This window comes from Sphaerisporangium sp. NPDC005289 (assembly GCF_040607455.1).
Lineage (GTDB): Bacteria > Actinomycetota > Actinomycetes > Streptosporangiales > Streptosporangiaceae > Sphaerisporangium > Sphaerisporangium rhizosphaerae.
Map to the genome: position 1 here is coordinate 91820 of NZ_JBEXGS010000004.1, position 24873 is coordinate 116692.

Annotated in this window: 25 protein-coding genes; 22 read left to right on the forward strand and 3 right to left on the reverse strand. The window is 72.0% G+C overall.

The features are described from left to right. The first annotated feature begins 93 nt into the window (after positions 1-93). The 10 genes from ABZT47_RS08810 (at position 94) to ccsB (ending at position 10957) form a co-directional block, all read left to right on the forward strand. A complete protein-coding gene (locus tag ABZT47_RS08810) occupies positions 94-1626 on the forward strand; it encodes a uroporphyrinogen-III synthase (protein WP_354838719.1) in 1533 nt (510 codons plus the stop codon). A 94-nt stretch (positions 1627-1720) separates the two neighbouring features. After that, entirely contained in the window at positions 1721-2710 is a 990-nt protein-coding gene (gene hemB, locus ABZT47_RS08815; RefSeq protein WP_354837801.1) for a porphobilinogen synthase, read from the forward strand. Between the two features lie 84 nt (positions 2711-2794). Beyond that, positions 2795-3448, forward strand: coding sequence for a bifunctional DNA primase/polymerase (locus tag ABZT47_RS08820; RefSeq protein WP_354837803.1), 654 nt, complete (start codon positions 2795-2797; stop codon positions 3446-3448). A 76-nt stretch (positions 3449-3524) separates the two neighbouring features. After that, a complete protein-coding gene (gene hemL / locus ABZT47_RS08825; RefSeq protein ID WP_354837805.1) occupies positions 3525-4826 on the forward strand; it encodes a glutamate-1-semialdehyde 2,1-aminomutase in 1302 nt (433 codons plus the stop codon). A gap of 166 nt (positions 4827-4992) precedes the next feature. Continuing rightward, entirely contained in the window at positions 4993-5976 is a 984-nt protein-coding gene (locus ABZT47_RS08830) for a LysR family transcriptional regulator (protein ID WP_354837807.1), read from the forward strand. 151 nt (positions 5977-6127) lie between these two features. Continuing rightward, positions 6128-6769, forward strand: coding sequence for a histidine phosphatase family protein (locus ABZT47_RS08835; RefSeq protein WP_354837809.1), 642 nt, complete (start codon positions 6128-6130; stop codon positions 6767-6769). 99 nt (positions 6770-6868) lie between these two features. After that, positions 6869-7471 carry a TlpA disulfide reductase family protein gene (locus ABZT47_RS08840; RefSeq protein WP_354837810.1) on the forward strand — a complete coding sequence of 201 codons (603 nt, stop codon included), beginning with the start codon at positions 6869-6871 and terminating at the stop codon, positions 7469-7471. 63 nt (positions 7472-7534) lie between these two features. Beyond that, positions 7535-8242, forward strand: a complete 708-nt coding sequence (locus ABZT47_RS08845) for a cytochrome c biogenesis protein CcdA (protein ID WP_354838722.1) — start codon at positions 7535-7537, stop codon at positions 8240-8242. Next, a complete protein-coding gene (locus ABZT47_RS08850; RefSeq protein WP_354837812.1) occupies positions 8242-9930 on the forward strand; it encodes a cytochrome c biogenesis protein ResB in 1689 nt (562 codons plus the stop codon). The genes ABZT47_RS08845 and ABZT47_RS08850 overlap by 1 nt, the downstream gene beginning before the upstream one ends. Further along, positions 9920-10957 carry a c-type cytochrome biogenesis protein CcsB gene (gene ccsB / locus ABZT47_RS08855; protein WP_354837814.1) on the forward strand — a complete coding sequence of 346 codons (1038 nt, stop codon included), beginning with the start codon at positions 9920-9922 and terminating at the stop codon, positions 10955-10957. The genes ABZT47_RS08850 and ccsB overlap by 11 nt, the downstream gene beginning before the upstream one ends. A 132-nt stretch (positions 10958-11089) precedes the next feature. On the opposite strand, the gene ABZT47_RS08860 is transcribed toward ccsB, so the two are convergent. Then, complete coding sequence (locus ABZT47_RS08860; protein ID WP_354837816.1) at positions 11090-11395, reverse strand: PLDc N-terminal domain-containing protein; 306 nt, start codon at positions 11393-11395, stop codon at positions 11090-11092. 188 nt (positions 11396-11583) lie between these two features. Between ABZT47_RS08860 and ABZT47_RS08865 the strand changes: the two genes are divergently transcribed. Together ABZT47_RS08865 and ABZT47_RS08870 are read left to right on the forward strand one after the other, a co-directional pair. After that, the gene (locus ABZT47_RS08865) at positions 11584-12582 is read left to right on the forward strand and encodes a hypothetical protein (RefSeq protein WP_354837818.1); all 999 of its coding nucleotides are present in this window, start codon (positions 11584-11586) and stop codon (positions 12580-12582) included. 10 nt (positions 12583-12592) lie between these two features. Further along, positions 12593-12841 (forward strand): hypothetical protein, encoded by a 249-nt coding sequence (locus ABZT47_RS08870; protein WP_354837820.1) that lies wholly within the window; start codon positions 12593-12595, stop codon positions 12839-12841. A gap of 289 nt (positions 12842-13130) precedes the next feature. Here the strand turns inward: ABZT47_RS08870 and ABZT47_RS08875 are convergent, their stop codons facing one another. Then, complete coding sequence (locus ABZT47_RS08875) at positions 13131-13370, reverse strand: BldC family transcriptional regulator (protein ID WP_189165217.1); 240 nt, start codon at positions 13368-13370, stop codon at positions 13131-13133. 293 nt (positions 13371-13663) lie between these two features. Between ABZT47_RS08875 and ABZT47_RS08880 the strand changes: the two genes are divergently transcribed. Next, complete coding sequence (locus ABZT47_RS08880; RefSeq protein WP_354837822.1) at positions 13664-13864, forward strand: DUF4229 domain-containing protein; 201 nt, start codon at positions 13664-13666, stop codon at positions 13862-13864. On the opposite strand, the gene ABZT47_RS08885 is transcribed toward ABZT47_RS08880, so the two are convergent. After that, complete coding sequence (locus tag ABZT47_RS08885) at positions 13861-15144, reverse strand: delta-60 repeat domain-containing protein (RefSeq protein ID WP_354837824.1); 1284 nt, start codon at positions 15142-15144, stop codon at positions 13861-13863. The two genes, ABZT47_RS08880 and ABZT47_RS08885, sit on opposite strands and share 4 nt — an antisense overlap. A gap of 78 nt (positions 15145-15222) precedes the next feature. Here ABZT47_RS08885 and ABZT47_RS08890 point away from each other — a divergent pair, with 78 nt between their 5' ends. The 9 genes from ABZT47_RS08890 (at position 15223) to ABZT47_RS08930 (ending at position 24802) form a co-directional block, all read left to right on the forward strand. Then, on the forward strand, positions 15223-15957 hold the full coding sequence (locus tag ABZT47_RS08890) for a demethylmenaquinone methyltransferase (RefSeq protein WP_354837826.1): 735 nt from the start codon (positions 15223-15225) through the stop codon (positions 15955-15957). A gap of 127 nt (positions 15958-16084) precedes the next feature. Then, entirely contained in the window at positions 16085-17359 is a 1275-nt protein-coding gene (locus tag ABZT47_RS08895) for a geranylgeranyl reductase family protein (RefSeq protein ID WP_354837828.1), read from the forward strand. A 92-nt stretch (positions 17360-17451) separates the two neighbouring features. Continuing rightward, entirely contained in the window at positions 17452-17811 is a 360-nt protein-coding gene (locus tag ABZT47_RS08900; RefSeq protein ID WP_036325316.1) for an NADH-quinone oxidoreductase subunit A, read from the forward strand. A gap of 39 nt (positions 17812-17850) precedes the next feature. Then, on the forward strand, positions 17851-18402 hold the full coding sequence (locus ABZT47_RS08905) for an NADH-quinone oxidoreductase subunit B family protein (protein WP_354837830.1): 552 nt from the start codon (positions 17851-17853) through the stop codon (positions 18400-18402). Next, positions 18399-19076, forward strand: a complete 678-nt coding sequence (locus ABZT47_RS08910) for an NADH-quinone oxidoreductase subunit C (protein ID WP_354837832.1) — start codon at positions 18399-18401, stop codon at positions 19074-19076. Before ABZT47_RS08905 ends, ABZT47_RS08910 begins: the two co-directional genes overlap by 4 nt. Beyond that, positions 19073-20425: an NADH-quinone oxidoreductase subunit D gene (locus ABZT47_RS08915; protein ID WP_354837834.1), complete on the forward strand. Its 1353-nt coding sequence runs from the start codon at positions 19073-19075 to the stop codon at positions 20423-20425. Before ABZT47_RS08910 ends, ABZT47_RS08915 begins: the two co-directional genes overlap by 4 nt. Then, on the forward strand, positions 20422-21090 hold the full coding sequence (gene nuoE / locus ABZT47_RS08920; RefSeq protein ID WP_354837836.1) for an NADH-quinone oxidoreductase subunit NuoE: 669 nt from the start codon (positions 20422-20424) through the stop codon (positions 21088-21090). Before ABZT47_RS08915 ends, nuoE begins: the two co-directional genes overlap by 4 nt. Next, complete coding sequence (gene nuoF / locus ABZT47_RS08925) at positions 21087-22376, forward strand: NADH-quinone oxidoreductase subunit NuoF (protein ID WP_354837838.1); 1290 nt, start codon at positions 21087-21089, stop codon at positions 22374-22376. Before nuoE ends, nuoF begins: the two co-directional genes overlap by 4 nt. Then, positions 22373-24802, forward strand: coding sequence for an NADH-quinone oxidoreductase subunit G (locus ABZT47_RS08930; protein ID WP_354837840.1), 2430 nt, complete (start codon positions 22373-22375; stop codon positions 24800-24802). The genes nuoF and ABZT47_RS08930 overlap by 4 nt, the downstream gene beginning before the upstream one ends. Positions 24803-24873 lie beyond the last annotated feature (71 nt).

Below are 24873 nucleotides of genomic sequence, written 5' to 3' on the forward strand. Positions count from 1 at the left end.
ACCGAGCACGGCACCGCGGAGGCCACGGGGGCGCCGCGGGCCACGGGCGGCCGTGACGGCGACGCCCGGGGTCGCGCCGGTTTCGTGGCGTTCGTGGGCGCCGGGCCGGGGGACGAGAACCTCCTGACCCTGCGCGGCGCCGACCTGCTGTCGCGGGCCGATGTCGTCGTGCTCGACAAGGAGGCCTACGGCGGCCTGCTGCGCCACTGCCGCGACGACGTCAAGGTCGTTGACGTCTCCGACGACATGGGCGCGGTGTCGCTCAAAGCCGTGCAGGAGGCCAAGGCCGGGTACAACGTCGTGCGGCTTTGCGCCGGCGACCCCGGCTTCTTCTCCTCGGTGTCGGAGGAGGTCGCGGCGTGCGCCAAGGCCGACGTCGAGTTCGAGATCGTGCCGGGCGTGCCGCCCGCGACGGCCGTGCTGACCTACGCGGGCATCGCCCCCGCCGTGGCGGTGCCGGAGTTCCGCGTCGTGGACGCCGCGCGGGTCGACGACTGGTCGGTCCACGCCGCCGCCCCGGGCACCGTGGTGATCTACAACGGCATCGGCGAGGCGGTCCCGATCGCCAAGGCGCTGATAGCAGCGGGCAGGCCCGACGGCACGCCGGTCGCGGTCACCCAGAGCGGCACCACCACCGAGCAGTACACCGTGGTCTCCTCGCTCGGCCGGCTCGCCGCCGACCTCAAGCACGCCGGCATCGCCGAGCCCGCGATCATCGTCGTCGGCGACGCCGTCGCCACCCGCGACCGGCTGTCGTGGTTCGAGAACAAGCCGCTGTTCGGCTGGCGGGTCCTGGTGCCGCGCACCAAGGAGCAGTCCGCCGGGCTGTCGGAGCAGCTCCGCTCGTACGGCGCGGTGCCCGAGGAGGTGCCGACGATCTCCGTGGAGCCGCCGCGCACCCCGCAGCAGATGGACCGCGCCATCAAGGGCCTGGTCACCGGCCGCTACGAGTGGGTCGCCTTCACCTCGGCCAACGCCGTCAAGGCGATCAGGGAGAAGTTCGAGGAGTACGGCCTGGACGCGCGGGCGTTCGCCGGGCTCAAGGTCGCGGCGGTCGGCGAGGCGACCTCAAGGGCGCTGGTGGAGTTCGGCGTCAAGCCCGACCTGGTCCCGGTGGGCGAGCACTCCTCCGAGGGGCTGCTCGCCGAGTGGCCGCCGTACGACTCGATGCTCGACCCGATCAACCGCGTGCTGCTGCCGCGCGCCGACATCGCGACCGAGACGCTCATCGCGGGGCTCACCGAGCTGGGCTGGGAGTGCGACGACGTCACGGCCTACCGCACCGTCCGGGCGGCCCCGCCGCCCGCGCCGATCCGCGAGGCGATCAAGGGCGGCGGCTTCGACGCCGTGCTGTTCACCTCCTCCAGCACCGTGCGCAACCTGGTCGGCATCGCCGGCAAGCCGCACAACGTGACGGTCATCGCGGTCATCGGGCCGCAGACCGCCAAGACCGCCGAGGAGTTCGGCCTGCGCGTGGACATCATGGCCGACAATCCTTCGGCTTCGGCACTGGCGGCAGCCCTGGCCGAGTACGGTGCCAAGCAGCGCCAGGCGGCCCTCGCCGCCGGCGACGTTCCCCGGCGGCCCTCACAGACCCGAAGGGGCGCCCGCCGGAGGGCCAAGTGACCGGCGGCCTGGCCGGGCCGCCGACGTAGCCGAGATCCCCAGGTCAACGCGTGCGCGCGGGTCCCCGAGACCGGCCTGGTGAGTGGGAGATGAGATGACCGACGCGCAGTTCCCCGTCGCGCGGCCCCGCAGGCTGCGCAGCGGCCCGGCGATGCGGCGCATGGTGGCGGGCACCCGGCTGCACCCGGCCGAGCTGGTGCTGCCGATGTTCGTCAAGGAGGGCGTCACCGAGCCGCAGCCGGTCTCGTCGATGCCGGGCGTGGTCCAGCACACCCGCGACTCGCTGCGCAAGGCCGCGCACGAGGCCGCGGAGGCCGGCGTGGGCGGCCTCATCCTGTTCGGCATCCCCGAGGTCAAGGACGCCCGCGGCTCGGCCGGCGACGACCCGGACGGCGTCGTCCAGAAGGCCGTGGCCGACCTGCGCGCCGACCTCGGCGACGCCGTCGTGGTGATGACCGACACCTGCCTGGACGAGTTCACCGACCACGGGCACTGCGGCGTGCTGACCGCCGCGGGCGAGGTCGACAACGACGCGACGCTGGAGCGCTACGCCTCGGTGGCCGTGGCCCAGGCCAGGGCCGGCTCGCAGGTCATCGCGCCGAGCGGCATGATGGACGGCCAGGTGGGCGCCATCCGCGCCGCGCTGGACGCCGACGGCTTCTCGGGCGTGCCGATCCTCGCCTACTCGGCCAAGTACGCCTCGGGCTTCTACGGGCCGTTCAGGGAGGCCGCCGAGTGCGCTCCGCAGTTCGGCGACCGCAACGCCTACCAGCAGGACCCGGCGGGGCCGGTGGGCGAGGCGCTGCGCGAGGTGCGCCTGGACCTCGCCGAGGGCGCCGACGCCGTCATGGTCAAGCCCGCGCTGGCCTACCTGGACATTCTGCGCCAGGTGCGCGACAGCGTGGAGGTGCCCGTCGCCGCCTACCAGGTGAGCGGCGAGTACGCCATGGTGGAGGCCGCGGCGGCCAACGGCTGGATCGACCGCGACCGCATCATCATGGAGTCGCTGATCGCCATCCGGCGCGCCGGGGCGGACATGATCCTCACCTATTGGGCTACCGAAGTGGCCAGGAGACTATCCTGACGGGCCATTTTCCGGGGGTCGGCTCACCTTGGGCGGCCGCCATCGTGCATCATCGGTGAAAGGCAGGGGTGGGGGAGGAACACGATGGTGGGGGTACCGCTGGCGGCTCGTCGGGCGAAAAGGCGAGCGCGATCTCATGCGAAGGCACACGCGATCACCTCGGTGCTCGAGTACGCCGAGATGGGCTGGGCGAGCTGTATGGGCGCCCACCCGCTACGCGAGGGCGCGCGCGCCTGCTCGTGTGACCGGGTCGGCTGTCCCGACCCGGGCGTCCACCCGATCTCCCCGGCCTGGAAGATGATGGCCACCACCGACGCCGCGCTGCTCACCCGATGGTGGGAGCAGAACCCCGAGGCGAACGTGATCCTCCCCACCGGCAGGGTGTTCGACGTCTTCGACGTGCCGGCCACGGCGGGCCAGAGCGCCCTCGCCGCCATGGACGCCGCGAACTTCACCACGGGCCCGGTCGCCGCCAACGGCGACCGGGTCCTTTTCTATGTGGCCACGCGCGGCGCCCCCGAGGACGAGGACGAGTGGTGGTCCTGCCATCTCGACCACACCCCCGAGACGATCGAGGACACTCCGGGCCTGCGCTGGCACTGCCGCGACAGCTACGTCCTGGCCCCGCCGTCGTCGCTGGCCGACGGCTCGCACGCCCGCTGGCTGCGCCCGCCCGACGGGCGGCCTCTGCCCGACCCGCTCCACGTCCTCGACCGGCTGGCCGACGCCGCCGAGTGACCCTCGCAGCGAGCGGCCCTCCCGGCGTCCACGGGGCTCGCCGAGGGCCGGCGCCGCCGGGGACTAACCTGGACGCGTGAGCCGTACGAAGATCTCAGAGGACCTGTTCGAGCGCGCCCGTGCCGTCGTGCCGGGCGGCGTCAACTCTCCGGTGCGCGCCTTCGGCGCCGTCGGCGGCACGCCCCGGTTCATGGAGTCCGGCGAGGGCCCGTACATCGTGGACGCCGACGGCAACCGCTACGTCGACCTGGTGTGCTCCTGGGGCCCGATGATCCTCGGCCACCGGCACCCCGCCGTGGTCGAGGCCCTCGCGCAGGCCCTCACGCGCGGCACGTCCTTCGGCACCGCGACGCGCGGCGAGGTCGAGCTGGCCGAGGAGATCGTCTCCAGGGTCGCGCCGGTCGAGAAGGTCCGCCTGGTCAGCTCCGGCACCGAGGCCACCATGTCGGCGGTGCGGCTGGCGCGCGGGTTCACCGGGCGCTCGCGCGTGGTGAAGTTCGCCGGGTGCTACCACGGCCACGTCGACGCGCTGCTCGCCGCCGCGGGGTCGGGAGTGGTGACCTTCGGCCTGCCCGACACCCCGGGCGTCACGGGCTCCTCCGCCGCCGACACCATCGTCCTGCCCTACAACTCGCCCGAGGCGGTGCGCGAGGCGTTCGCCGCGTACGGCGGCGAGATCGCCTGCGTGATCACCGAGGCGTGCCCGGCGAACATGGGCGTGGTGCCCCCCGCCCCGGGGTTCAACGAGCTGCTCCGCGAGCTGTGCACGGCGAACGGCGCCCTGCTCATCGTGGACGAGGTGCTCACCGGCTTCCGGGTCACCGACGCCGGCTGGTACGGCCTGGCGCCGGTGGAGGCCGACCTGATGACCTTCGGCAAGGTCATGGGCGGCGGCCTGCCGGCGGCGGCGTTCGGCGGGCGCGCCGAGGTCATGAGCCGCCTGGCGCCAGAGGGGCCGGTCTACCAGGCGGGCACCCTGTCGGGTAACCCCCTGGCCTGCGCGGCCGGGCTGGCGACGCTACGGGCCTGCGACGAGGAGGTCTACGACCGCGTCGACGCGGCCGCCCTGATCGTCGGGCGGGCGGCGTCGGACGCGCTGGCCGCCGCCGGGGTGCCGCACCGGCTCCAGCGGGCGGGCAACCTGTTCTCGGTGTTCTTCACCGATGCCCCGGTCACCGACTTCGACGGGGCGCGCACCCAGGACACCGCCGCCTACCGCGCCTTCTTCCACTCCATGCTCGACCAGGGCGTCTACCTGCCGCCGTCGGCGTACGAGGCGTGGTTCCTGTCCGCCGCCCACGACGAGGAGGCCCTGACCCGGGTGGCCGAGGCGCTGCCCGCCGCGGCCAAGGCGGCCGCGGCCGCCTCCGCGGGCTGACCCGGCGGCGCGTTCGCGGAACGACCCGGCGGCGCGTTCGCGAAGCGCCCGGTCACGCCGGGCGCTCCGTCACGCGGAGATCCCGTTGCGCGGAGAGTCCCGTTACGCGGAGCGCCGCGGTTCAGTGTGAGCGCCATTTTCCGGCCGGATGATTTAGCATCGCTTTATGCTCGATCTCCATCGGTTGAAGGCGCTGCACGCGGTGTCGGTGTACGGGTCGGTCGGCGCCGCGGCCGAGGCGTTGATGGTGACGCCTTCGGCCATCTCTCAGCAGATCGCCAAGCTCGAGCGCGAGACCGGGGCCCGGCTCATGGAGCGCAGCGGCCGCGGCGTCAAGCTCACCGACGCCGCCGGGCTGCTCGCCGAGCACGCCGAGCGCATCCTCGCGCTCGTCGAGACCGCCGAGGCCGACTTCGAGGCGCTGCGCGGGGCGGTGGTCGGACGGCTGGTCATGGCCGCCTTCCCGACGGCCGCCCGCGGGCTGCTCCCCGGGGCGCTCAGCGAGCTCAAGCAGCGCCATCCCGACCTGGACCTGGTGCTCCACGAGCGCGAGCCCGAACGGCAGATCCGCGAGGTGTCCCGCGGCGAGCTCGATCTCGCCATCGTGCAGGACTGGCTGAACCGCCCGATGGCGATCCCCGAGGGCCTGTCGCGGGCCTCGCTGCTCGACGACGTGGCCGACGTGGTGCTCCCGGCCTCCCACCCGCTCGCGGGCCGCCGCGAGATCGACCTGGCGGAGCTGCACGGCGAGCGGTGGATCAGCTCCTCACCCGGCACGGTCTGCCACGACTGGCTGGTGTTCACCCTGCGCACGGCGTCGCTGGAGCCGGAGTTCTCCTGCATGGCCGACGAGTACCCGACGCAGACGGCGCTGGTGGCGGCCGGCCACGGTTGCGCCATCGTGCCGCGCCTCGGCCGTGACCACGTCCCGGCGCAGGTCGCCATCGTGCCGATCAGGCCCCGTCCCACCCGGCGCATCTACGCCGTGTGGCGCACGGACGCGGCCCGCCGCCCGGCGATCCGCGCGGCCGTGGAGGTGCTGCGGCAGATGGCCCCCCCGCCGGGGCTGGTGCCGGTCTCCGGCGACTCCGGCCAGGCGGCGGGGCCGTCCCCGGCCGAGGCGGGCGGGCTCCACCCGGCGTCCTCCTGACGGCGGGCGCCCCCGCGGCGCCGGGCCACGCCGGGCCACGCTGCGCCGCGCCGGCCACGCCGGGCCACGCCGGCCACGCCGGCCACGCCGGCCACGCCGGGCTCGGCTCGGCATGGCGCGTTGAGGCCGGACCAGTAGTCTGGTGTCCGTCATGACTGAAAGCACCGTTGTCCACCTGCTCCGGCACGGAGAGGTGCACAATCCCCAGAACCTGCTCTACGGCAGGCTGCCCGGATACCACCTCTCCGAGAACGGCCGCTCCATGGCCGAGCTGGTGGCCAAGGCCCTCGCGGGCCGCGACATCACCGTGCTCTACAGCTCCCCCCTCGAACGGGCGCAGGAGACCGCGACCCCGATCGCGCAGACCCTCGACCTGCCGATCAGGACCGACGAGCGGCTGATCGAGGCCGACAACCTCTTCCAGGGCCACGTCATCGGCGGCATGTTCCGCGCGCCGCGCAATCTGCGGCACATGTGGAACCCGGCCCGCCCGTCCTGGGGCGAGCCGTACGTCGAGATCGTCCGGCGCATGCGCGCGGCCATCGACGCCGCCCGTGCCGAGGGCAGGGGCCACGAGGTGGTGATGGTCAGCCACCAGCTCCCGATCTGGGTGATCCGGCTGGCCGCCGAGGGCCGGCGGCTCTGGCACGACCCGCGCCGCCGCCAGTGCGCCCTGGCGAGCCTGACGAGCTTCACCTTCGAGGGCGACCGGCTGGCGAGCGTGGGCTACAGCGAGCCGGCGGCCTCGCTCGTGAAGCCCTCCGGGTCGCTCGGCGCCCCCAAGCGGCGCTAGCCGGACGTCCGCGCGCCCCGTGCCCCGATTTCGAGGGCGTGCGGTGCGCTGGGTAGGGTTTGAAGCTCTACCTCTTGTAGTACAAGGAGACCCTGCTCCGTGTCCACGGTGTCCACCAGGTCCTCGAGGTCGCGTGCCTTCGTCACCGCGCTGCTGGTCGCGGCGGCGCTGGCGGGATGCGCCGGCGGCCAGGGGTCCTCCTCGCAGCCGCAGTCCGGCGACACGCGCTTCGTCGCCGGCGACGGCAGCATGCGCGTGGTGCCCGCCGCCGAGCGGCAGGCGGCCCCGGCCATCGAGGGCCAGACCCTGGACGGCGCCGCGACCGCGCTCGCCGACCACAAGGGCAAGGTCGTGGTGCTCAACTTCTGGGCCTCCTGGTGCGGGCCCTGCCGCGGCGAGGCCCCGGTCCTGAAGGACGTCGCGGCCAAGACCAAGGCTCGCGGCGTGCAGTTCCTCGGGGTGGACTCCAAGGACGACAAGGCGCAGGCGCTGGCCTTCCAGCGCACCCAGCAGCCCGGCTATCCGAGCCTGTACGACCAGCCGGGCAAGGTCGCGCTGGCCTTCCGCGGCATGGTCAACCCGGCGGCGATCCCCTCCACCCTCGTGCTCGACCGGCAGGGCCGGGTCGCCGCCCGGGCGCTGGGAGAGGTCCGCTACTCCGATCTGATGAACGTGGTGACCAAGGTCAGCGATGAGAAGTAGCCGCCGCGCCGCCGCGCGCCCCGCCCGGCGGGGTGCGCCGTGAGCGGCTTCACGGGCACGGTCATGGCGGGCTCCCTGCTGCTCGCCCTGCCGGTGGCGCTGGTCGCGGGCCTGGTGTCGTTCCTGTCGCCGTGCGTGCTGCCGCTGGTGCCCGGCTACCTGTCCTATGTCACCGGCATGAGCGGCGACCCCCGGCGGGGGCGCATGGTGGCGGGCAGCGCCCTGTTCGTCCTGGGCTTCTCGCTGGTCTTCGTCGCCGGCGGCGCGTTGTTCGGGGGCCTCGGGTCCCTGCTGCTCGGCAACGCCGGTGTGATCACCCGCGTGCTGGGCGCGCTGACGATCGTGCTGGGCCTCGCCTTCCTAGGCCTGCTGCCGGGCCTGCAGCGGGACGTGCGCATCCATCGCTTCCCCGCCGCGGGCATCGCGGGCGCGCCGCTGCTCGGCGTGGTCTTCGGCCTGGGCTGGACGCCGTGCATCGGCCCCACGCTGTCGGCCGTGCTCACCCTCTCCCTCGACCAGGCCAGCGCGGTGCGCGGCGCCGTGCTCGCCTTCGCCTACGCCCTGGGGCTGGGCCTGCCGTTCGTCCTGGCGGCGCTCGCCTACCGCAAGGCCATCCAGACGTTCACGGCGGTGCGCCGCCACTCGCGGCTGATCACCCGGCTCGGCGGCGCCATGCTCGTCGTCGTCGGCGTGCTGCTGGTGACCGGCCTGTGGGGCCAGGTCATCGCCGGTCTGCAGGGTTGGGTCGGCGGATTCGAGCCGGTGATCTGATGACGACGACCGAACAGATCCAGGCCGAGCCGGCCCGCCCGGCGGGGCTCGGACCGGTGGGCTGGCTGCGCTGGGCCTGGCGGCTGCTCACCTCGATGCGCACCGCCCTCATCCTGCTGTTCCTGTTCGCGCTGGCCTCGGTGCCCGGGTCGATCTACCCGCAGCGGTCCATCAGCCCCGACAAGGTCGCGCAGTACTTCAAGGACAGCCCCGGCGCCGCGGCCTGGCTGGACCGGCTGTGGCTGTTCGACGTGTTCACCTCGCCGTGGTTCGCGGCGACGTACCTGCTGCTGTTCATCTCGCTCGCCGGGTGCGTGATCCCGCGGGCGGCGGCCCACCTGCGTGAGCTGCGGCGCGAACCGCCCGCGGCGCCGCGCAACCTGTCCCGGCTCCCCCAGCACGCCTCGTTCGAGGCCGGCGGCGCCACGGTGGAGTCCCTCGCCAGGACGCTGCGCGCCAGGCGTTTCCGCACCGTCACCGGGCCGGGCTGGGTGGCCGCCGAGAAGGGCTACCTGCGCGAGACCGGCAACCTGCTGTTCCACGCGGCGCTGCTGGTCCTGCTGGTCGCGGTCGGCGCGGGCGGCCTGTACGGCTACCGCGGCAACGTGCTGGTGGTCGAGGGCAACGGCTTCGCCAACACCGTGGCCGCCTACGACCGGTACATCCCCGGCCAGCGGGTCTCGCCGGACTCCCTGGAGCCGTTCTCCTTCACGTTGCGCGACTTCCAGGCGACCTACGTCGGCTCGGGCGAACGCCGCGGCCAGCCGCTGGACTTCTCGGCGCGGCTCGCGGTGTCCGACCGCCCGGGCGCGCCCGAGCGGCCCTACGACCTGCGGGTCAACGAGCCGCTGGAGGTCAACGGCACCCAGACCTACCTGCTCGGGCACGGGTACGCCCCGGTGTTCAAGGTGCTCGACGGCAAGGGGCAGGTGGCCTTCGAGGGGCCGGTGCCGTGCCTGACCGCCGACCAGGTGACCTACACCTCCGAGTGCGTGATCAAGGTGCCGGACGCCCTGCCGCAGCAGCTCGGCTTCCTGGTGCGGTTCCTGCCGACGACCGTCCCGGCGCAGGACGGCTCCTGGGTCTCGGTCTTCCCGGGCGCGGCCAACCCGACGGCGCAGGTGTTCGCCTTCTCCGGCGACCTCGGCATGAATTCCGGGCGCCCGCAGTCGGTGTACCAGCTCGACACCAAGAAGCTCAAGCCTCTGGTCATGGGCCTGAAGACCGAGCCCCTCGCGGTCGGCGGCACCCTGCCGCTGCCCGGCGGCGCCGGTTCGATCCAGCTCACCGGCGTGCGCGAGTGGATCAGCCTGCAGGTCGCCTACGACCCCGGACGGCTCCCGGCGCTGCTGGCGGCGGGGCTGGCCGTGCTGGGGCTGGTGCTCTCGCTCACCGTCCGCCGCCGCCGCGTCTGGGCGCGGGTGGGCGAGGCCGGCGACGAGGCCGCCACCGTGGAGGTCGGCGGGCTGACCCGCACCGAGAGCGGCGACGCCGGGTTCGCCGAGGAGTTCGCCGAGATCGTCACGGCCCTGCGGGGCCCACAGGGCGGTGCGGACGACCCGCCGCACGGCCCGCGGACGGAGCGCCCCGCCCCGCCGCGGGAGGCGGGGGACGGCGCCGCCGCGCCGCCGCAAGAAGCCGAGGCCGGCAAGGCCGCCTCGCCGCAAGGAGTCAAGGATGCCCACTGACGTCAACGCGGGGCTCGCCACGCTCAGCGACCAGCTGATCCTGGCCACCGTCCTGCTGTACGTGTTCGCCATGATCGGCTACGCGCTCGACCTCGGCTTCGGCCGCGGCCGTGGCGCCGGGCGGCCGGTCGCCGCCGGGCGTGGCGCGCAGGCCAAGGTCGCCGTCACGGCCGGCGCCGTCCAGACGCTGGACCGTCCCGCGGACGGCGGCACGGACGCCGCGGACGGTTCGGACGCCTCGGAGGCCCCGGACGGCGGCTCAGGCGACCGGCAGGACCGTCCGGCGGGCGGTGCGCCGCCCGCGTGGGCGGCGCGGGCCGCCACCGTCGCGGTCGCGCTGAGCGGCCTCGGCTGGGTCGCGCACCTCGGCGCCATCATCACCCGCGGCCTGGCCGTCGGCCGCTGGCCGTGGGGCAACATGTACGAGTTCGTGGTGGCGATCTGCTTCGCGGCGGTCACCGCGTTCCTGGTCATGCAGGCGCGCCAGCCGGTGCGCTTCCTCGGCGCGTTCGTCTCGCTCGCCGCGGCGCTCGGACTGGGCTTCGCCGTCCGCTACCTGCACGTGCAGGCCGGTCCGGTGGTGCCCGCCCTCAACTCCTACTGGATCGCCATCCACGTCACCGCGGCGATCTGCGCGAGCGGGCTGTTCATCCTCGCGGGCGTCGCGGGCATCCTGTACCTCACGCGCGGGGACGGCCCCTCGCGGCTGCCCGGCCGGGCCGAGCTCGACCGGGTGGCGCACCGCGCCATCGTGATCGCCTTCCCGATCTGGACGTTCGCGGTCATCGCCGGCGCCCTGTGGGCCGACAAGGCGTGGGGGCGTTACTGGGGCTGGGACCCCAAGGAGGTCTGGTCGTTCATCGCCTGGATCGCCTACGCGGCCTACCTGCACGCCCGGGCCACGGCCGGCTGGCGGGGACGGGCCGCGGTGATCATCCAGCTCGTCGCGTTCGGTTGCCTGCTGTTCAATCTGGTGGGCGTGAACATCTTCCTGTCGGGTCTGCACTCCTACGCGCAGGTGCCCTGACCGGCTGAGCCCGCCTGGCCCCTGAGCCTCCCCTGACCGCCTCGCGGCCCCCCTAGGGGGCGCTCTCCCGTGCCGGAAACCGCCGGCACGGGAGCTCTGCGGTCGTCTCTCGAAGGGCCCGCGGGGCGGGTTTCAGTCGTCGTCTCGGCGGAGGCGACGGTCGAGGTCGCGGAGGAAGTCGGGGTCGTCGTCGGGGCCACGGGGCGCGGAGGGGCGAGGGCCGGGACGGCCGGTGCGCTGCCGCTGGACGGCCTGCTGGCTCAGTGGTCGGCCGAGGAGCAGCCACAACACACCGCCCAGGTCGACCAGCAGGACGACGATGAGAACCCACAGGAGCTTGGGCAGGTTCCGCACGTCGCCCTCCGGCGTGGTGATCACGTCGAAGAGGCAGTAAAGCCAGAAGGCTAACAGCGCCAGGCCAAGAAGCACGCTAGGCATGTCCGCAGGGTATGCCATCCCACGGGAGATCGTGTCCAGCTCGGGTTCACGCGGCCGTCGATCGATCGCCATCGGACATTACTGGTGACTCCCGCGCGGCCCCGACGTACGGTGGACCGTGACCACGCTTCGCGGGATGGGAGAGGTGTGCCGATGCTCGCGTTGGCCCGGGCGCCCTGGGCGCGGCTTTGACGGCGTTCCCGGGCGACAAGGGACGCCATCGCCGAGGCCCGCGCTGGCGTCAGCGGGGGTCCTACGCCTTCCGCGGTGAGGCTCCCCGTGAGGGGGCCGCCGAGTCCGCCGACGCCGACCGCGCCGACTCCGCACGCGAGGGACGCTCCGACCGCCGCGAGGGCGGGCGGGCCGAGTCCTTCCGCGAGGGGCGCGGCGACTCCGCCGGCGGGCGCAGGGCCGGGCGCCGCGAGAGCAGGGGTGACTCCTTCTGGGCGGGGGACCGCCCGCCCGTCGACGCCGCGGGGGCCGTCACCGCCCCGGTCGTCGACCGGCCGCAGTACATCTGGCGCGACTTCGAGCTCGACGACGAGCCGCCGCTGGCGCAGCCGAACTCCCCTGACACGCCCGACCGGGGTGACGGGCTCAAGCACTGCGGGCCGCTGGAGCAGATCCTGTACCGCCAGTGGGACGCCGCCGAGGGGCCGCCCTCGGCCGACGTCGTCCGGGCGGTCGACAGCCTGGCCCGGCTCCCCGAGCGGCTGAAAGCCCTTCTGGCGGTCGGACTCGACGGCATCTACGTCGGGCCCGGCGGGGTCCCCGATCTGGACGACATGGGCTATCTGCGGGGCGCGCCGCTGCCGTCGGGGAAGGCGACCTGGGACGTCTGCGCGGGCGCCTACGGCGACCGCAAGATCGTGGTCGGCGACCGGCCGTCGCCGACGCCCGACGTGATGATGCACGAGACCGGCCACGCCCTGGACGACATCGACTCCGCGCCGGGCGAGTGGGTGTCGGACTCGGCGGAGTTCGCCGCCCTGTACGACGAGTGCGCGCCGATGTTCGCCTCGGCGTTCCACAAGCAGCCGGGCGGCCTCGGCCGTAAGGAGTTCTTCGCCGACGCCTTCGCCGCCATCGCCTCCCGGCAGCGGCCGGCGCTGGTGGACATGCTCAACGGAGACACGCGCGCCGCGCTCAATGTCATGCTCTTCTTCAACCGGCGCTACGGAATCTAGGTGGTCCGCCATGTACGTCATCCGGCTCGCCGACGGAACGTTGCGGATACCGCGCAGCCTGACCAGCGACGACGGCCGGCTGATCGGCAATGCCTATGTCGAGCTCGATCCGGGTGACCCCGAGTACGCGCGGTGGCTGCCGGAGTCGATCACCGAGGAGCAGGAGGCCGACCGGCGCAGGCGCTGGCGGGAGGAGAACGACGACCTTGAGCGCGAGTTCCTGGCCTTCAAGGAGTCGCAGGCGGGCTCCGATCGTTGAGCGCGGGCCGCGCGCCTGAATGGCAAGGCGCGGGGCCGCGCCGGCGTGTGGGCGCGAGTCCGGGTGGGAACGCCGTACCGCGCGGAGAACGCCGTCCCTGTGGGAACGGGGTCCGTGCGGAGAACGCCTGGAAGATCGGGCCCGAAATTACAGTAAAGGCACGACCCAAAAAGAACAGTGACCCTGCGGCTTCCGGGGGGGCACGCAGGATCACCGATGGTGCATGGTGAGGCTCGAGTTCACCGTGCCCCGCGACGCGCGCCGGGCCCGGCGGTCTCTCGCCGCCACGTCAAACACGCGGTGAGTCGCCGCTCGGCCGTTCGGCCGTGAGGACTTCCTCGCCACGCAGGAGAGCGTGCACCTCCGACTCGCGGAAACGCCGGTGCCCTCCGGGGGTTCGGATACTGCTGATACGGCCTGCTGCCGCCCAGCGTGTCACCGTTTTTGGATCGACCCGGAAGAGGGCGGCAACCTCTCCGGGGGTCAGCAGGCGCTCGCTGCTACTCTCCACAATCTCTCCCCCTCGCATCCCGCGTCCTGAAGCGGGCGGACAGGTATCCAGTTTGCCGAGCGAAAACTGATATATCCGCGATTTACTTCCAATGATCACGGGTTGTTATCAGCTGACTGCCCGTTTGTTATATGATAGAGCCTCTTTGGGGCGCTCGTGGGTGTTTCTTTACATAAGCGCCGTGATGGGAACACTAGCAGTGCTCGCTCCCGATGCGAAGTGAGCACTGTAAAGCTCCGTGCCCGAAATCGGCTCCCCGTCCAGGGCGGCCGTTGACGGCCCCCACCGGCACGTGACGTAACCTCGACGTCGTGCGACCGTTTCTCGTTTACACCGCGTCACGGCTGGGTCTGTTCGCCGTCACCCTGGGTGTGCTCTACCTGATCGGCCTCCACAACGTCCTGTGGCTCATCGTGATCAGCTTCGTGATCAGCGGCGTGGCCAGCTACGTGCTGCTGTCCAAGCAGCGGGACGCGGTGAGTGAGCAGATCAGCAAGGGCCGCAGGGGCTAAGGGAGCGGAAACATGCCGACTCGGGCATGGTACTCGTGTCCGAGGTGCGTGGTGTCGCTTCCGACCAGAAGGCCGCCTGTGTGCGCGAGGAAGGCCTTGACGCCGATGCCCCGCTCGCGGGTGGGGTTCCAGGCGAGCGCCTTGCCGGTGGCGGGGTCGATCGCCCCGATGCCGGGCCGCGCCACCGCGCCCGGCCCCGCCGAGTCGGAGCCGCGCGGGTTGTTCAGCCAGCGCTGATGGCCGCCCACGTAGACCGCGGCCCCCGTGACGGCCACCGAGTACAGAGAGTCGCCCCCGGTGTGGTTGACCCATGTGGGCCGGACGCCGTCGCCGCGAGAATAGGTCTCGAAGCGCGCCGCGGAATCGCACAGCTTGCGCGAGCCCTTGGCGCCTCCTGTCGTCACGACGACGAAATAGTGCCCGTCAGGTGAGAAATCCAGCCCCCGCACGTAAGAAGGGAACACCTCTTTACACGCGGCCGAGTAGGACTCGGTGTGCCAGTCGGTTACCGACGGCCGCGCGGCGGCGATGTCGATGAGGCCCACCTGCGGGCGGCGCCGCCCGTCCAGGGTCGTGAACGAGCCGTCCACCGCCAGCCGGTCGCGGGCGGCGGCCATCGCGGAGACCTTCACCTCGCCGCCGAGCCCGCCGCCGGGGGTGACGGTGAAGGACGGGTCCACCGCGCCGGTGGCGGGGTCCACCCTGGCCAGGGCCGTGCGCAGGGTGCGCCCGATGCCGGTGAAGTCGCCGCCGACGTACAGCCGGCCGTCGTGGAGGACGAGGCTGGTGACCTCGCCGCCGTTGACCGGGGCCGAGAAGCCTGGCACGGGCGCGCCGTCCGCGACCCTGAGCCGGGCCAGGCCGCGCGCGGGGGCGCCGCCCGCCGAGACGAACGAGCCGCCGGCGTACACCGTGCCGTCGGGGCCGGCGGCCAGCGCGGTCACCGGGCCGTCCACGCGCGGGGCGAAGCCGCGCTCGACCCGCCCGGTGGCGAGGTCGAAGGCGAACAGGTTGCTCCTCGGCAGCCGGCCGGCGGCGCCGGCGTCGCGCACCTGACTGAACGAGCCGCCGACGACCACGGTGCCGCCGACGAGGGCGAAGGCGTTGACGATGCCGTCGAGCACGTGCGGGGTGGAGTTCACCGGGTCGGCCGACACCACGCGCGGCTGGGCCACCCCGCCGGCGGAGGCGGGGGAGCCAGGGGAGATGAGGACGAGGGCCCCGGCGAGCAGCGGGGCGGCGATTGCGGTCGACCTCCGGGTCGACATTCGGGCGGACATCCACCAAGTCCTAGCAGACGCAGCGTGACCGGGTGACTACTTCGGGTGGATGCGTGCATGCCCACTAAGCTTGTCGCCATGACGCGTGCCTCCCTGGACAAACGGCCGCACGAGGTCGCGGCGATGTTCGACCGCACGGCCCGGCGCTACGACCTGGTCAACGACGTGCTGTCCCTCGGGCAGGACCGGCTCTGGCGCAAGGCGACCGCCGCCGCGGTGGACGCCGGCCCCGGCGAGCTCGTCCTCGACCTGGCCGCGGGCACCGGCACCTCGACCGACACCTTCACCGGCCTCGGCGCGCGGGCCATCGCGTGCGACTTCTCCCTCGGCATGCTGCGCACGGGCGCGGCCCGGCACGGCGGCTCCGGCCTGGCCGGCGGCGGGGTGCGCGGCGTGACGTTCATCGGGGGCGACGCGCTGAAACTTCCATTCGCCGACGGCGTCTTCGACGCGGTGACGATCTCCTTCGGCCTGCGCAACGTCAACGACACCGTCGATGCGCTGCGCGAGATGCTGCGGGTGACCCGTCCGGGCGGGCGGCTGGTGGTGTGCGAGTTCTCCCGGCCGACCGTCAAGCCGTTCGAGCTGGTCTACACGCAGTACCTGATGAAACTGTTGCCGCCGGTCGCGCGGGTGGTGAGCTCCAACCCCGACTCCTACGAGTACCTCGCCGAGTCGATCCGCGCCTGGCCCGACCAGCCGGCCCTGGCCCGGCTGGTGGCCGAGGCCGGGTGGCGGGGCGTCCAGTGGCGCAATCTGTCCCTGGGCGTGGTGGCCTTGCACAGGGCGGTTAAGCCGACCGCGGATGAGTAGGTAAGCTCCATCTGACAGCGGGCAGGGAAAAAGGGTTAGACTTCCGCCGACAAGTTTGTGAAGTAGTTCACAAAGGAACGAAGGCCCCGATCCCAAGGCCCTCGACATCCACGACAGGACAGGTCCCGTGAGCGAGTCAGTCCCCGCGGCGGATGCCGACGTCATCGTCGTCGGCGCCGGGCCCGCGGGTTCGACCACGGCCTTCTATCTCGCACAGGCCGGCTTGAACGTGCTGCTGCTCGAGAAGACGCGCTTCCCGCGCGAGAAGGTCTGCGGGGACGGCCTCACCCCACGCGCCGTCAAAGAGCTGATCGACATGGGCGTCGACATCGACGCCCCGGGGTGGATCCGCAACAAGGGGCTGCGCGTCATCGGCGGCGGCCTGCGCCTCGAACTGCCGTGGCCCGAGCTGTCGAGCTATCCCGGCTTCGGCCTCGTGCGCACCCGCATGGACTTCGACGAGATCCTCGCCGGGCACGCCGAGCGCGGCGGCGCCACCGTTCTGCAGGGCGTCAACGTCACCGGGCCCGTCCTGGACGAGCGCAGCGGCCACGTCGTCGGCGTCACCGCCAAGAAGGACGGCGAGCAGGTCACCTACCGCTCGCGCCTGGTCGTCGCGGCCGACGGCAACTCCACGCGGATGTCCCTGGCGATGGGCCTGCACCGGCGCGACGACCGTCCGATGGGCGTCGCCGTGCGCACCTACTTCACCAGCCCGCGCCACGACGACGACTGGCTGGAGTCGTGGCTGGAGCTGTGGGACACCGGCGACGACGGCCAGGCGCGGCTGCTGCCCGGCTACGGCTGGGTGTTCGGCGTCGGCGACGGCACCAGCAACGTCGGGCTCGGCCTGCTCAACACCAGCGAGGCGTTCCAGCACCTGGACTACCGCGACCTGCTGCGCCGCTGGGTGAAGAACATGCCCTCCGAGTGGGGGTTCTCCGAGGAGACCATGACGGGGCCGATCCGCGGCGCCGCTCTGCCGATGGCCTTCAACCGCCAGCCGCACTACACCCGGGGATTGGTCCTGGTCGGCGACGCCGGCGGCATGATCAACCCGTTCAACGGCGAGGGCATCGCCTACGCCATGGAGACCGGGCGCATCGCCGCCGACACGATCGCCACGGCCCTGTCGGGCCTGACCCCCGCGCAGCGGGAGCGGGCGCTGCGCGCCTACCCCGAGACCCTCAAGGACGTCTACGGCGGCTACTTCACCCTGGGACGGCTGTTCGTCGAGGCCATCGGCAAGCCGGGCGTCATGGGGTTCCTCACGCGGCACGGTCTGCCACATCCCACTCTGATGCGAATCGCTCTCAAGCTCCTTGCTAATCTCACGGACCGGCGGGGCGATGCGACAGACCGGGTCATCAACGCCCTGTCCAAGGTCACGCCGCCGGCATGACCCAGCACCCGGAACGAAGATCGATGATCGCCCTGCCTAGACTCGTCAACCGATCGAAGAAAGCCACAGCGCTCAGAGGGGACGCATAAGCGATGGAACTGTACGTGCCGATCCTGGTGCTCGCGGTTCTCGCGGCGGGCTTCGCCGTCTTCTCCGTGGGAATCGCGCCCTTCACCGGCCCCAAGCGCTGGAACCGCGCCAAGCTCGACGCCTACGAATGCGGCATCGAGCCGACCCCGCAGCCCGTGGGCGGCGGCCGGTTCCCCCTGAAGTACATGATCACGGCGATGCTCTTCATCGTGTTCGACATCGAGATCATCTTCCTTTATCCGTGGGCGGTCGCTTTCGACAAGCTCGGGGTCTTCGGGCTGGTCGAGATGGTGCTGTTCATCGTCACCGTGCTGGTCGCCTACGCCTACGTGTGGCGTCGCCGCGGCCTGGACTGGGACTGAGAGGCAGCGTGCCGGAGGCGCGCGAGAGGAAGCACTGAGATGGGTCTCGAAGAGAAACTGCCCAGCGGGTTCATCCTGTCCACCGTGGAGCAGGCGGCCGGATGGGCGCGGAAGAACTCCGTGTGGCCGGCCACGTTCGGCCTGGCCTGCTGCGCCATCGAGCTGATGGCCACCGGCGGCCCCAACCACGACCTCGCCCGGTTCGGCATGGAGCGCGCCTCGGCGTCCCCCCGCCAGGCCGACCTGATGATCGTGGCCGGGCGCCTGTCGCAGAAGATGGCGCCGGTGCTGCGCCAGATCTACGACCAGATGGCCGAGCCCAAGTGGGTCATCGCCATGGGCGTGTGCGCGTCCAGCGGCGGCATGTTCAACAACTACGCGATCGTGCAGGGCGTCGACCACGTCGTGCCGGTGGACATCTACCTGCCCGGCTGCCCGCCGCGCCCCGAGATGCTCATCGACGCGATCGTCAAGCTGCACGACAAGATCCAGAACATGAAGTTCGGCGCCCACCGCGCCAAGCAGATCGACGAGCTGGAACTGCGGGCTCTGCGGTCGCTTCCGCTCATCGATCAGGGGACCTCGAAATGAGCACTGACAACCTTCCCGGAGTGCCCGAGGAGCCGATCGCCCGCCGGGGCATGTTCGGCGCCTCCGACTCCGGTGACACCTCCGGATACGGCCGCCTGGTCGTGCGCCGGGCCCCGCAGCTGTCCAGCGCCCGGCCCTACGGCGGCTACTTCGACGACGTGGCCGACGCGCTCGAGAGCGCGGCGGGGGACGCCTTCGAGGGCATGGTCGAGCGCGTGGTCGTCGACCGCGGCGAGCTGACGATCCACGTGGCGCGCGAGCGGCTGGTGGAGGTCATGCGCCACCTGCGCGACGATCTGGCGCTGCGCTTCGAGCTCTCCCTCGGCGTCTCGGGCGTGCACTATCCCGACGAGACCGGCGCCGAACTGCACGCGGTGTATCACCTGTGCTCGATCACCCACAACCGGCGCATTCGGGTCGAAGCCTCTTGCCCCGACGCAGATCCGCATATTCCGTCCACGGTGTCGCTGTACCCGACGCACGACTGGCACGAACGCGAGACCTACGACTTCTTCGGCATCGTCTTCGACGGCCACCCGGCCCTCACCCGCATCGAGATGCCCGACGACTGGGACGGCCACCCGCAGCGCAAGGACTACCCGCTCGGCGGCATCCCGGTCCAGTACCGCGGCGCCACCATCCCCTCGCCGGACAACAGGAGGTCGTACGCATGACCGCCATCCACGACGGTGAGACCACCCGGGACGAGCAGGACGTCACCGAGGGCCGGGTCTACAACGTCAACGGGCAGGACTGGGACCAGGTGGTCGACGCGGTCGCCGAGTCGTCCGAAGAGCGCCTGGTCATCAACATGGGCCCGCAGCACCCCTCGACCCACGGCGTGCTGCGCCTGGTGCTGACCCTCGACGGCGAGACCGTCACCGAGGCCCGCACGGTGATCGGCTACCTGCACACCGGCATCGAGAAGAACATGGAGTTCCGGACGTGGACCCAGGGGGTCACGTTCGTCACCCGCATGGACTACCTCTCGCCGATCTTCAACGAGACGGCGTACTGCCTGGCGGTCGAGAAGCTTCTCGGCATCTCCGAGCGGGTGCCGCTGCGCGCGCAGACCATCCGGGTCATGATGATGGAGCTCAACCGCATCTCCTCCCACCTGGTGGCCATCGCGACCTTCGGCCTGGAGCTCGGCGCGACCACGCCGATGCTGTTCGGCTTCCGTGAGCGCGAGATGGTGCTCGACCTGTTCGAGTACATCACCGGCCTGCGCATGAACATGGCCTACGTGCGGCCGGGCGGCGTCTCGGTCGACCTGCCCGCCGGCGCCGTCGACAAGATCGGCGAGTTCCTCAAGGTCATGCCGGGCCGCATCAAAGAGATGCGCAAGCTGCTGGACGCCAACCCGGCCTACACCCGGCGCACCAAGGACGTCGCCTACCTCGACCTCACCGGCTGCATGGCCCTGGGCATCACCGGGCCCATGCTCCGGGCGGCGGGCCTGCCGTGGGACCTCCGCAAGTCGCAGCCCTACTGCGGCTACGAGACCTACGACTTCGAGGTCCCCACCGAGACCACCTGCGACGTCTACGGCCGCTACCTGGTGCGCGTGGCCGAGATGGAGGAGTCCCTCAAGATCATCGGTCAGTGCCTCGACCGGCTGTCCGGCTCGGAGCTCAAGGGCAAGCCCGTCATGATCGAGGACAAGAAGATCGGCTGGCCGTCGCAGCTCGCGCTCGGCCCCGACGGCCTCGGCAACTCGCCCGACCACATCGCCCACATCATGAGCAGCTCCATGGAGGCGCTCATCCACCACTTCAAGCTGGTGACCGAGGGCTTCCGGGTCCCGGCGGGACAGGCGTACGTGCCGGTGGAGTCGCCCCGAGGCGAGCTCGGCGCCCACGTCGTGAGCGACGGGGGCACCCGCCCCTATCGCGTACACTTCCGCGACCCTTCGTTCACGAACCTGCAGGCCGTGCCCGCGACCTGCGAGGGCGGCATGGTCGCCGACGTCATCGCCGCGGTCGCCTCGATCGACCCGGTCATGGGAGGTGTGGACCGGTGACGACCTATTCGCCGGAAGTCCGCGAGCGTCTCGAACGCGACGCGAAAGAGATCATCGGACGCTACCCGAAGACCCGCTCGGCGCTGCTGCCGCTGCTGCACCTGGTGCAGGCGGAGGACGGCTACGTCTCCGACGCCGGCCAGGAGTTCTGCGCCGAGATGCTCGGCCTGAGCAAGGCCGAGGTCGTGGGCGTCTCGACCTTCTACACGATGTACAAGCGCAAGCCCGCCGGCGAGTACCACGTGGGCGTCTGCATCAACGCGCTGTGCGCGATCATGGGCGGCGACCAGATCTGGGACGAGCTCAGCGAGCACGTCGGCGTCGGCAACGGCGACACCACCGCCGACGGCAAGGTCTCCCTCGAGCGCATCGAGTGCAACGCGGCCTGCGACTTCGCGCCGGTCATGATGGTCAACTGGGAGTTCTTCGACAACCAGACCCCCGAGACCGCCAAGCGGCTGGTCGACGACCTGCGCGCCGGCAAGGAGGTCACGCCGACCCGCGGCCCGGGCCGCCTGTGCTCGTTCAAGGACGCCTCGCGCGTGCTCGCGGGCCTGCCCGACGGCCAGGCCGGCGACGGCCCCTCGGCCGCCGGCCCCTCGCTCGAGGGCCTGAAGATCGCCAAGGCGAACGGCTGGACGGCACCGAAGGGGGCCTCGGAATGACCACTCTGACTCCGGTCCTCACCGCGAACTGGGATCGGGCGGACTCCTTCACCCTCCAGGGCTACGGCGAGTACTCCGCGGCCAAGAAGGCGCTGGGCATGGAGCCCGACGCCATCATCAAGGCGGTCAAGGACTCCGGCCTGCGCGGCCGGGGCGGCGCCGGCTTCCCGACCGGCATGAAGTGGGGCTTCATCCCGCAGGGCGACGGCAAGGCGCACTACCTGGTGGTCAACGCCGACGAGTCCGAGCCGGGCACCTGCAAGGACATCCCGCTCATGATGGCCAACCCCCACTCGCTGGTCGAGGGCGTCATCATCACCGCCTACGCCATCCGCGCGAACCAGGCCTTCATCTACGTGCGCGGCGAGGTGCTGCACGTCATCCGCCGCGTGCAGGCGGCCGTGCGCGAGGCGTACGAGAAGGGCTACCTCGGCACCGACATCTTCGGCTCCGGCTACGACCTGGAGCTCGTCGTGCACAGCGGAGCGGGCGCCTACATCTGCGGCGAGGAGACCGCCCTGCTCGACTCGCTGGAAGGTTACAGAGGCCAACCCCGTCTCAAGCCCCCCTTCCCCGCGGTCGCGGGTCTTTACGCGTGTCCCACCGTCATCAACAACGTCGAGTCGGTCGCCAGCGTTCCCAGCATCGTCGCCAACGGCGCCGACTGGTTCGCCTCGATGGGCACCGAGAAGTCCAAGGGCTTCGGCATCTTCTCCCTGAGCGGCCACGTCACCCGCCCCGGCCAGTACGAGGCGCCGCTGGGCATCACCCTGCGCGAGCTGCTGGACATGGCGGGCGGCGTCCGGGAGGGCCACCGGCTGAAGTTCTGGACGCCGGGCGGGTCCTCCACGCCGATCTTCACCGACGAGCACCTGGACGTGCCCCTCGACTTCGAGTCGGTCGGCGCCAAGGGGTCCATGCTCGGCACCCGCGCGCTGCAGATCTTCGACGAGACCACCTGCGTGGTCCGCGCCGTGCTGCGCTGGACCGAGTTCTACGCGCACGAGTCCTGCGGCAAGTGCACCCCCTGCCGCGAGGGCACCTACTGGCTCAAGCAGGTGCTCAGGCGGCTGGAGAAGGGCCAGGGCAACGAGGAGGACCTCGGCACGATCACCGACATCGCCGACAACATCCTCGGCCGATCGTTCTGCGCCCTCGGCGACGGCGCGACCAGCCCGATCCACTCGTCGGTGAAGCACTTCCGCGACGAATACCTCAAGCACTTCGAGATCGGCGGATGCCCGTTCGACCGGGCGGCGTCCACCGTGTGGGGGGCCTCCGCATGACCGTTCAGACATCCTCGGCAGGGCCGGTCGAGCAGCCGGTGGACATGCTGACCCTCACCATCGACGGCTTCCAGGTCACCGTCCCGAAGGGCACGCTGATCATCCGGGCGGCCGAGCTGCTGGGCATCCAGATCCCGCGGTTCTGCGACCACCCGCTGCTGGAGCCGGCGGCCAACTGCCGCCAGTGCCTGGTGGACATCACCGACGCCGGCAACGGCCGCGGCTTCCCCAAGCCGCAGCCGTCCTGCGCCATCGAAGTCGCCCAGGGCATGGTCGTGCAGACGCAGCTCACCTCGCCGGTCGCCGAGAAGGCCCAGCGCGGGGTCATGGAGCTGCTGCTCATGAACCACCCGCTCGACTGCCCGGTCTGCGACAAGGGCGGCGAGTGCCCCCTGCAGAACCAGGCCATGTCGAACGGCCAGGGCGAGTCCCGGTTCCACGAGAGCAAGCGCACCTTCGAGAAGCCCATCCCGCTGTCCACCGAGGTGCTGCTCGACCGCGAGCGCTGCGTCCAGTGCGCCCGTTGCATCCGCTTCTCCGATGAGATCGCCGGCGACCCGCTGATCGACTTCTTCGAGCGCGGCGCCGCCGAGCAGGTCGGCGTCGCCAACGGCGAGCCGTTCGAGTCGTACTTCTCCGGCAACACCATCCAGATCTGCCCGGTGGGCGCACTCACCGGCGCCGCCTACCGCTTCCGCGCCCGGCCGTTCGACCTGGTGTCGACCCCGAGCGCCTGCGAGCACTGCGCGAGCGGCTGCGAGCTGCGCACCGACCACCGCCGCGGCCGGGTCACCCGCCGCCTCGCCGTGGACGACCCGCAGGTCAACGAGGAGTGGAACTGCGACAAGGGCCGGTGGGCCTTCTCCTACACCACCGAGCCCGACCGCCTGCAGACGCCGCTGGTCCGCGACGCCGAGGGCTACCTGCGCCCCGCCTCCTGGCCTGAGGCCCTGACCGCCGCCGCCGAGGGCCTGTCCCGGGCGCGCGGCAAGGCCGGCGTGCTGGTCGGCGGCCGGGTGACCGTCGAGGACGCCTACGCCTACGCCAAGTTCGCGCGCGTCGCGCTCGGCACCAACGACGTCGACTTCCGCGCCCGCCCCCTGTCGGAGGAGGAGTCGGAGTTCCTGGCCCACGCGGTGGCGGGCAAGGGCATCGAGGTCTCCTACGCCGACCTGGAGAAGGCCCCGGCCGTCCTGCTCGTCGGGTTCGAGCCCGAGGAGGAGTCGCCGATGGTCTTCCTGCGCCTGCGCAAGGCGTGGCGCAAGCGCGGCGTGAAGGTCTTCTCCGTGGCCCCGTTCGCCACCCCCGGCCTGGCCAAGATGGGCGGCACGCTGGTGCGCACGACGCCCGGCGCCGAGGCCGAGGCCCTGGGCGAGCTGATCTCCGGCGCCTCCGCCGCCGCCGGGGCGCTCAAGCAGCCCGGCACGGTCATCATGGTCGGCGAGCGGCTCGCCACCTCCCGCGGCGCCCTGTCCGCCGTCCTGCGGCTGAGCGCCACCTCCGGCGCCCGGCTCGCCTGGGTGCCCCGCCGGGCCGGTGAGCGCGGCGCCGTCGAGGCCGGCGCGATGCCGAACCTGCTGCCGATCGGCCGCCCGGTCTCCGACGAGGCCGCCCGCGCCGAGATCGCCCGCGCCTGGAACGTCGCCGGCCTGCCCGACGCCCCCGGGCGCGACACCGGCGCCATCCTCGCCGCCGCGCTCACCGGCGAGCTGGACGCGCTGGTCGTCGGCGGCGTGGACCCCTACGACCTGGCCGACCCCGAGGCGACGCTCGCCGCCCTGGAGAACACCCCGTTCGTCGTCTCCCTGGAGATGCGCGCCAGCGCCGTCACCGACCGCGCCGACGTCGTGCTGCCCATCGCGGCCGTCACCGAGAAGAGCGGCACGTTCGTCGACTGGGAGGGCCGCGGCCGCTCCTTCGAGCGGGCCATCGAGGTGCCGGGCGTGATGAGCGACCTGCGCGCCATCGCCGCCCTCGGCGACCACATGGACGTCCACCTGGGCCTGCCCGACGCCGCCGCCGCCCGCCGCGAGCTCGCGGCCATCGGCGCCTGGCGCGGCGTCCGCGTGAGCGCCCCCGCCGTCAGTGGCGGCGCCCACGCCGAGCCGGCCGCGGGCGAGGCCGTCCTGGCCACCTGGCACCTGCTGCTGGACTCCGGCCGCCTGCAGGACGGCGAGCCCTACCTGGCCGGAACGGGCCGGGCCGTCGAGGCGCTGATGTCGGAGACCACGGCCGCCGAGATCGGCGCGCTCGACAGCGGTAAGGTCACGATCACCACGGAGGGCGGCGCCGTCACGCTGCCCGCGCGGGTGGCCGACCTGCCCGACCGCGTCGTGTGGGTGCCGGCCAACTCGGCCGGCTGCTCGGTCACCCGGGACCTGCGCGCCGTGGCCGGTGACATCGTCAAGATCGGGAGTGGCTCATGAGCGGCGCAGCCTGCGCTGTGAGCGAAGTGGCCGGCGGAGCACGCGCCGCCCGCGCAGCGAACGAGGAGTTG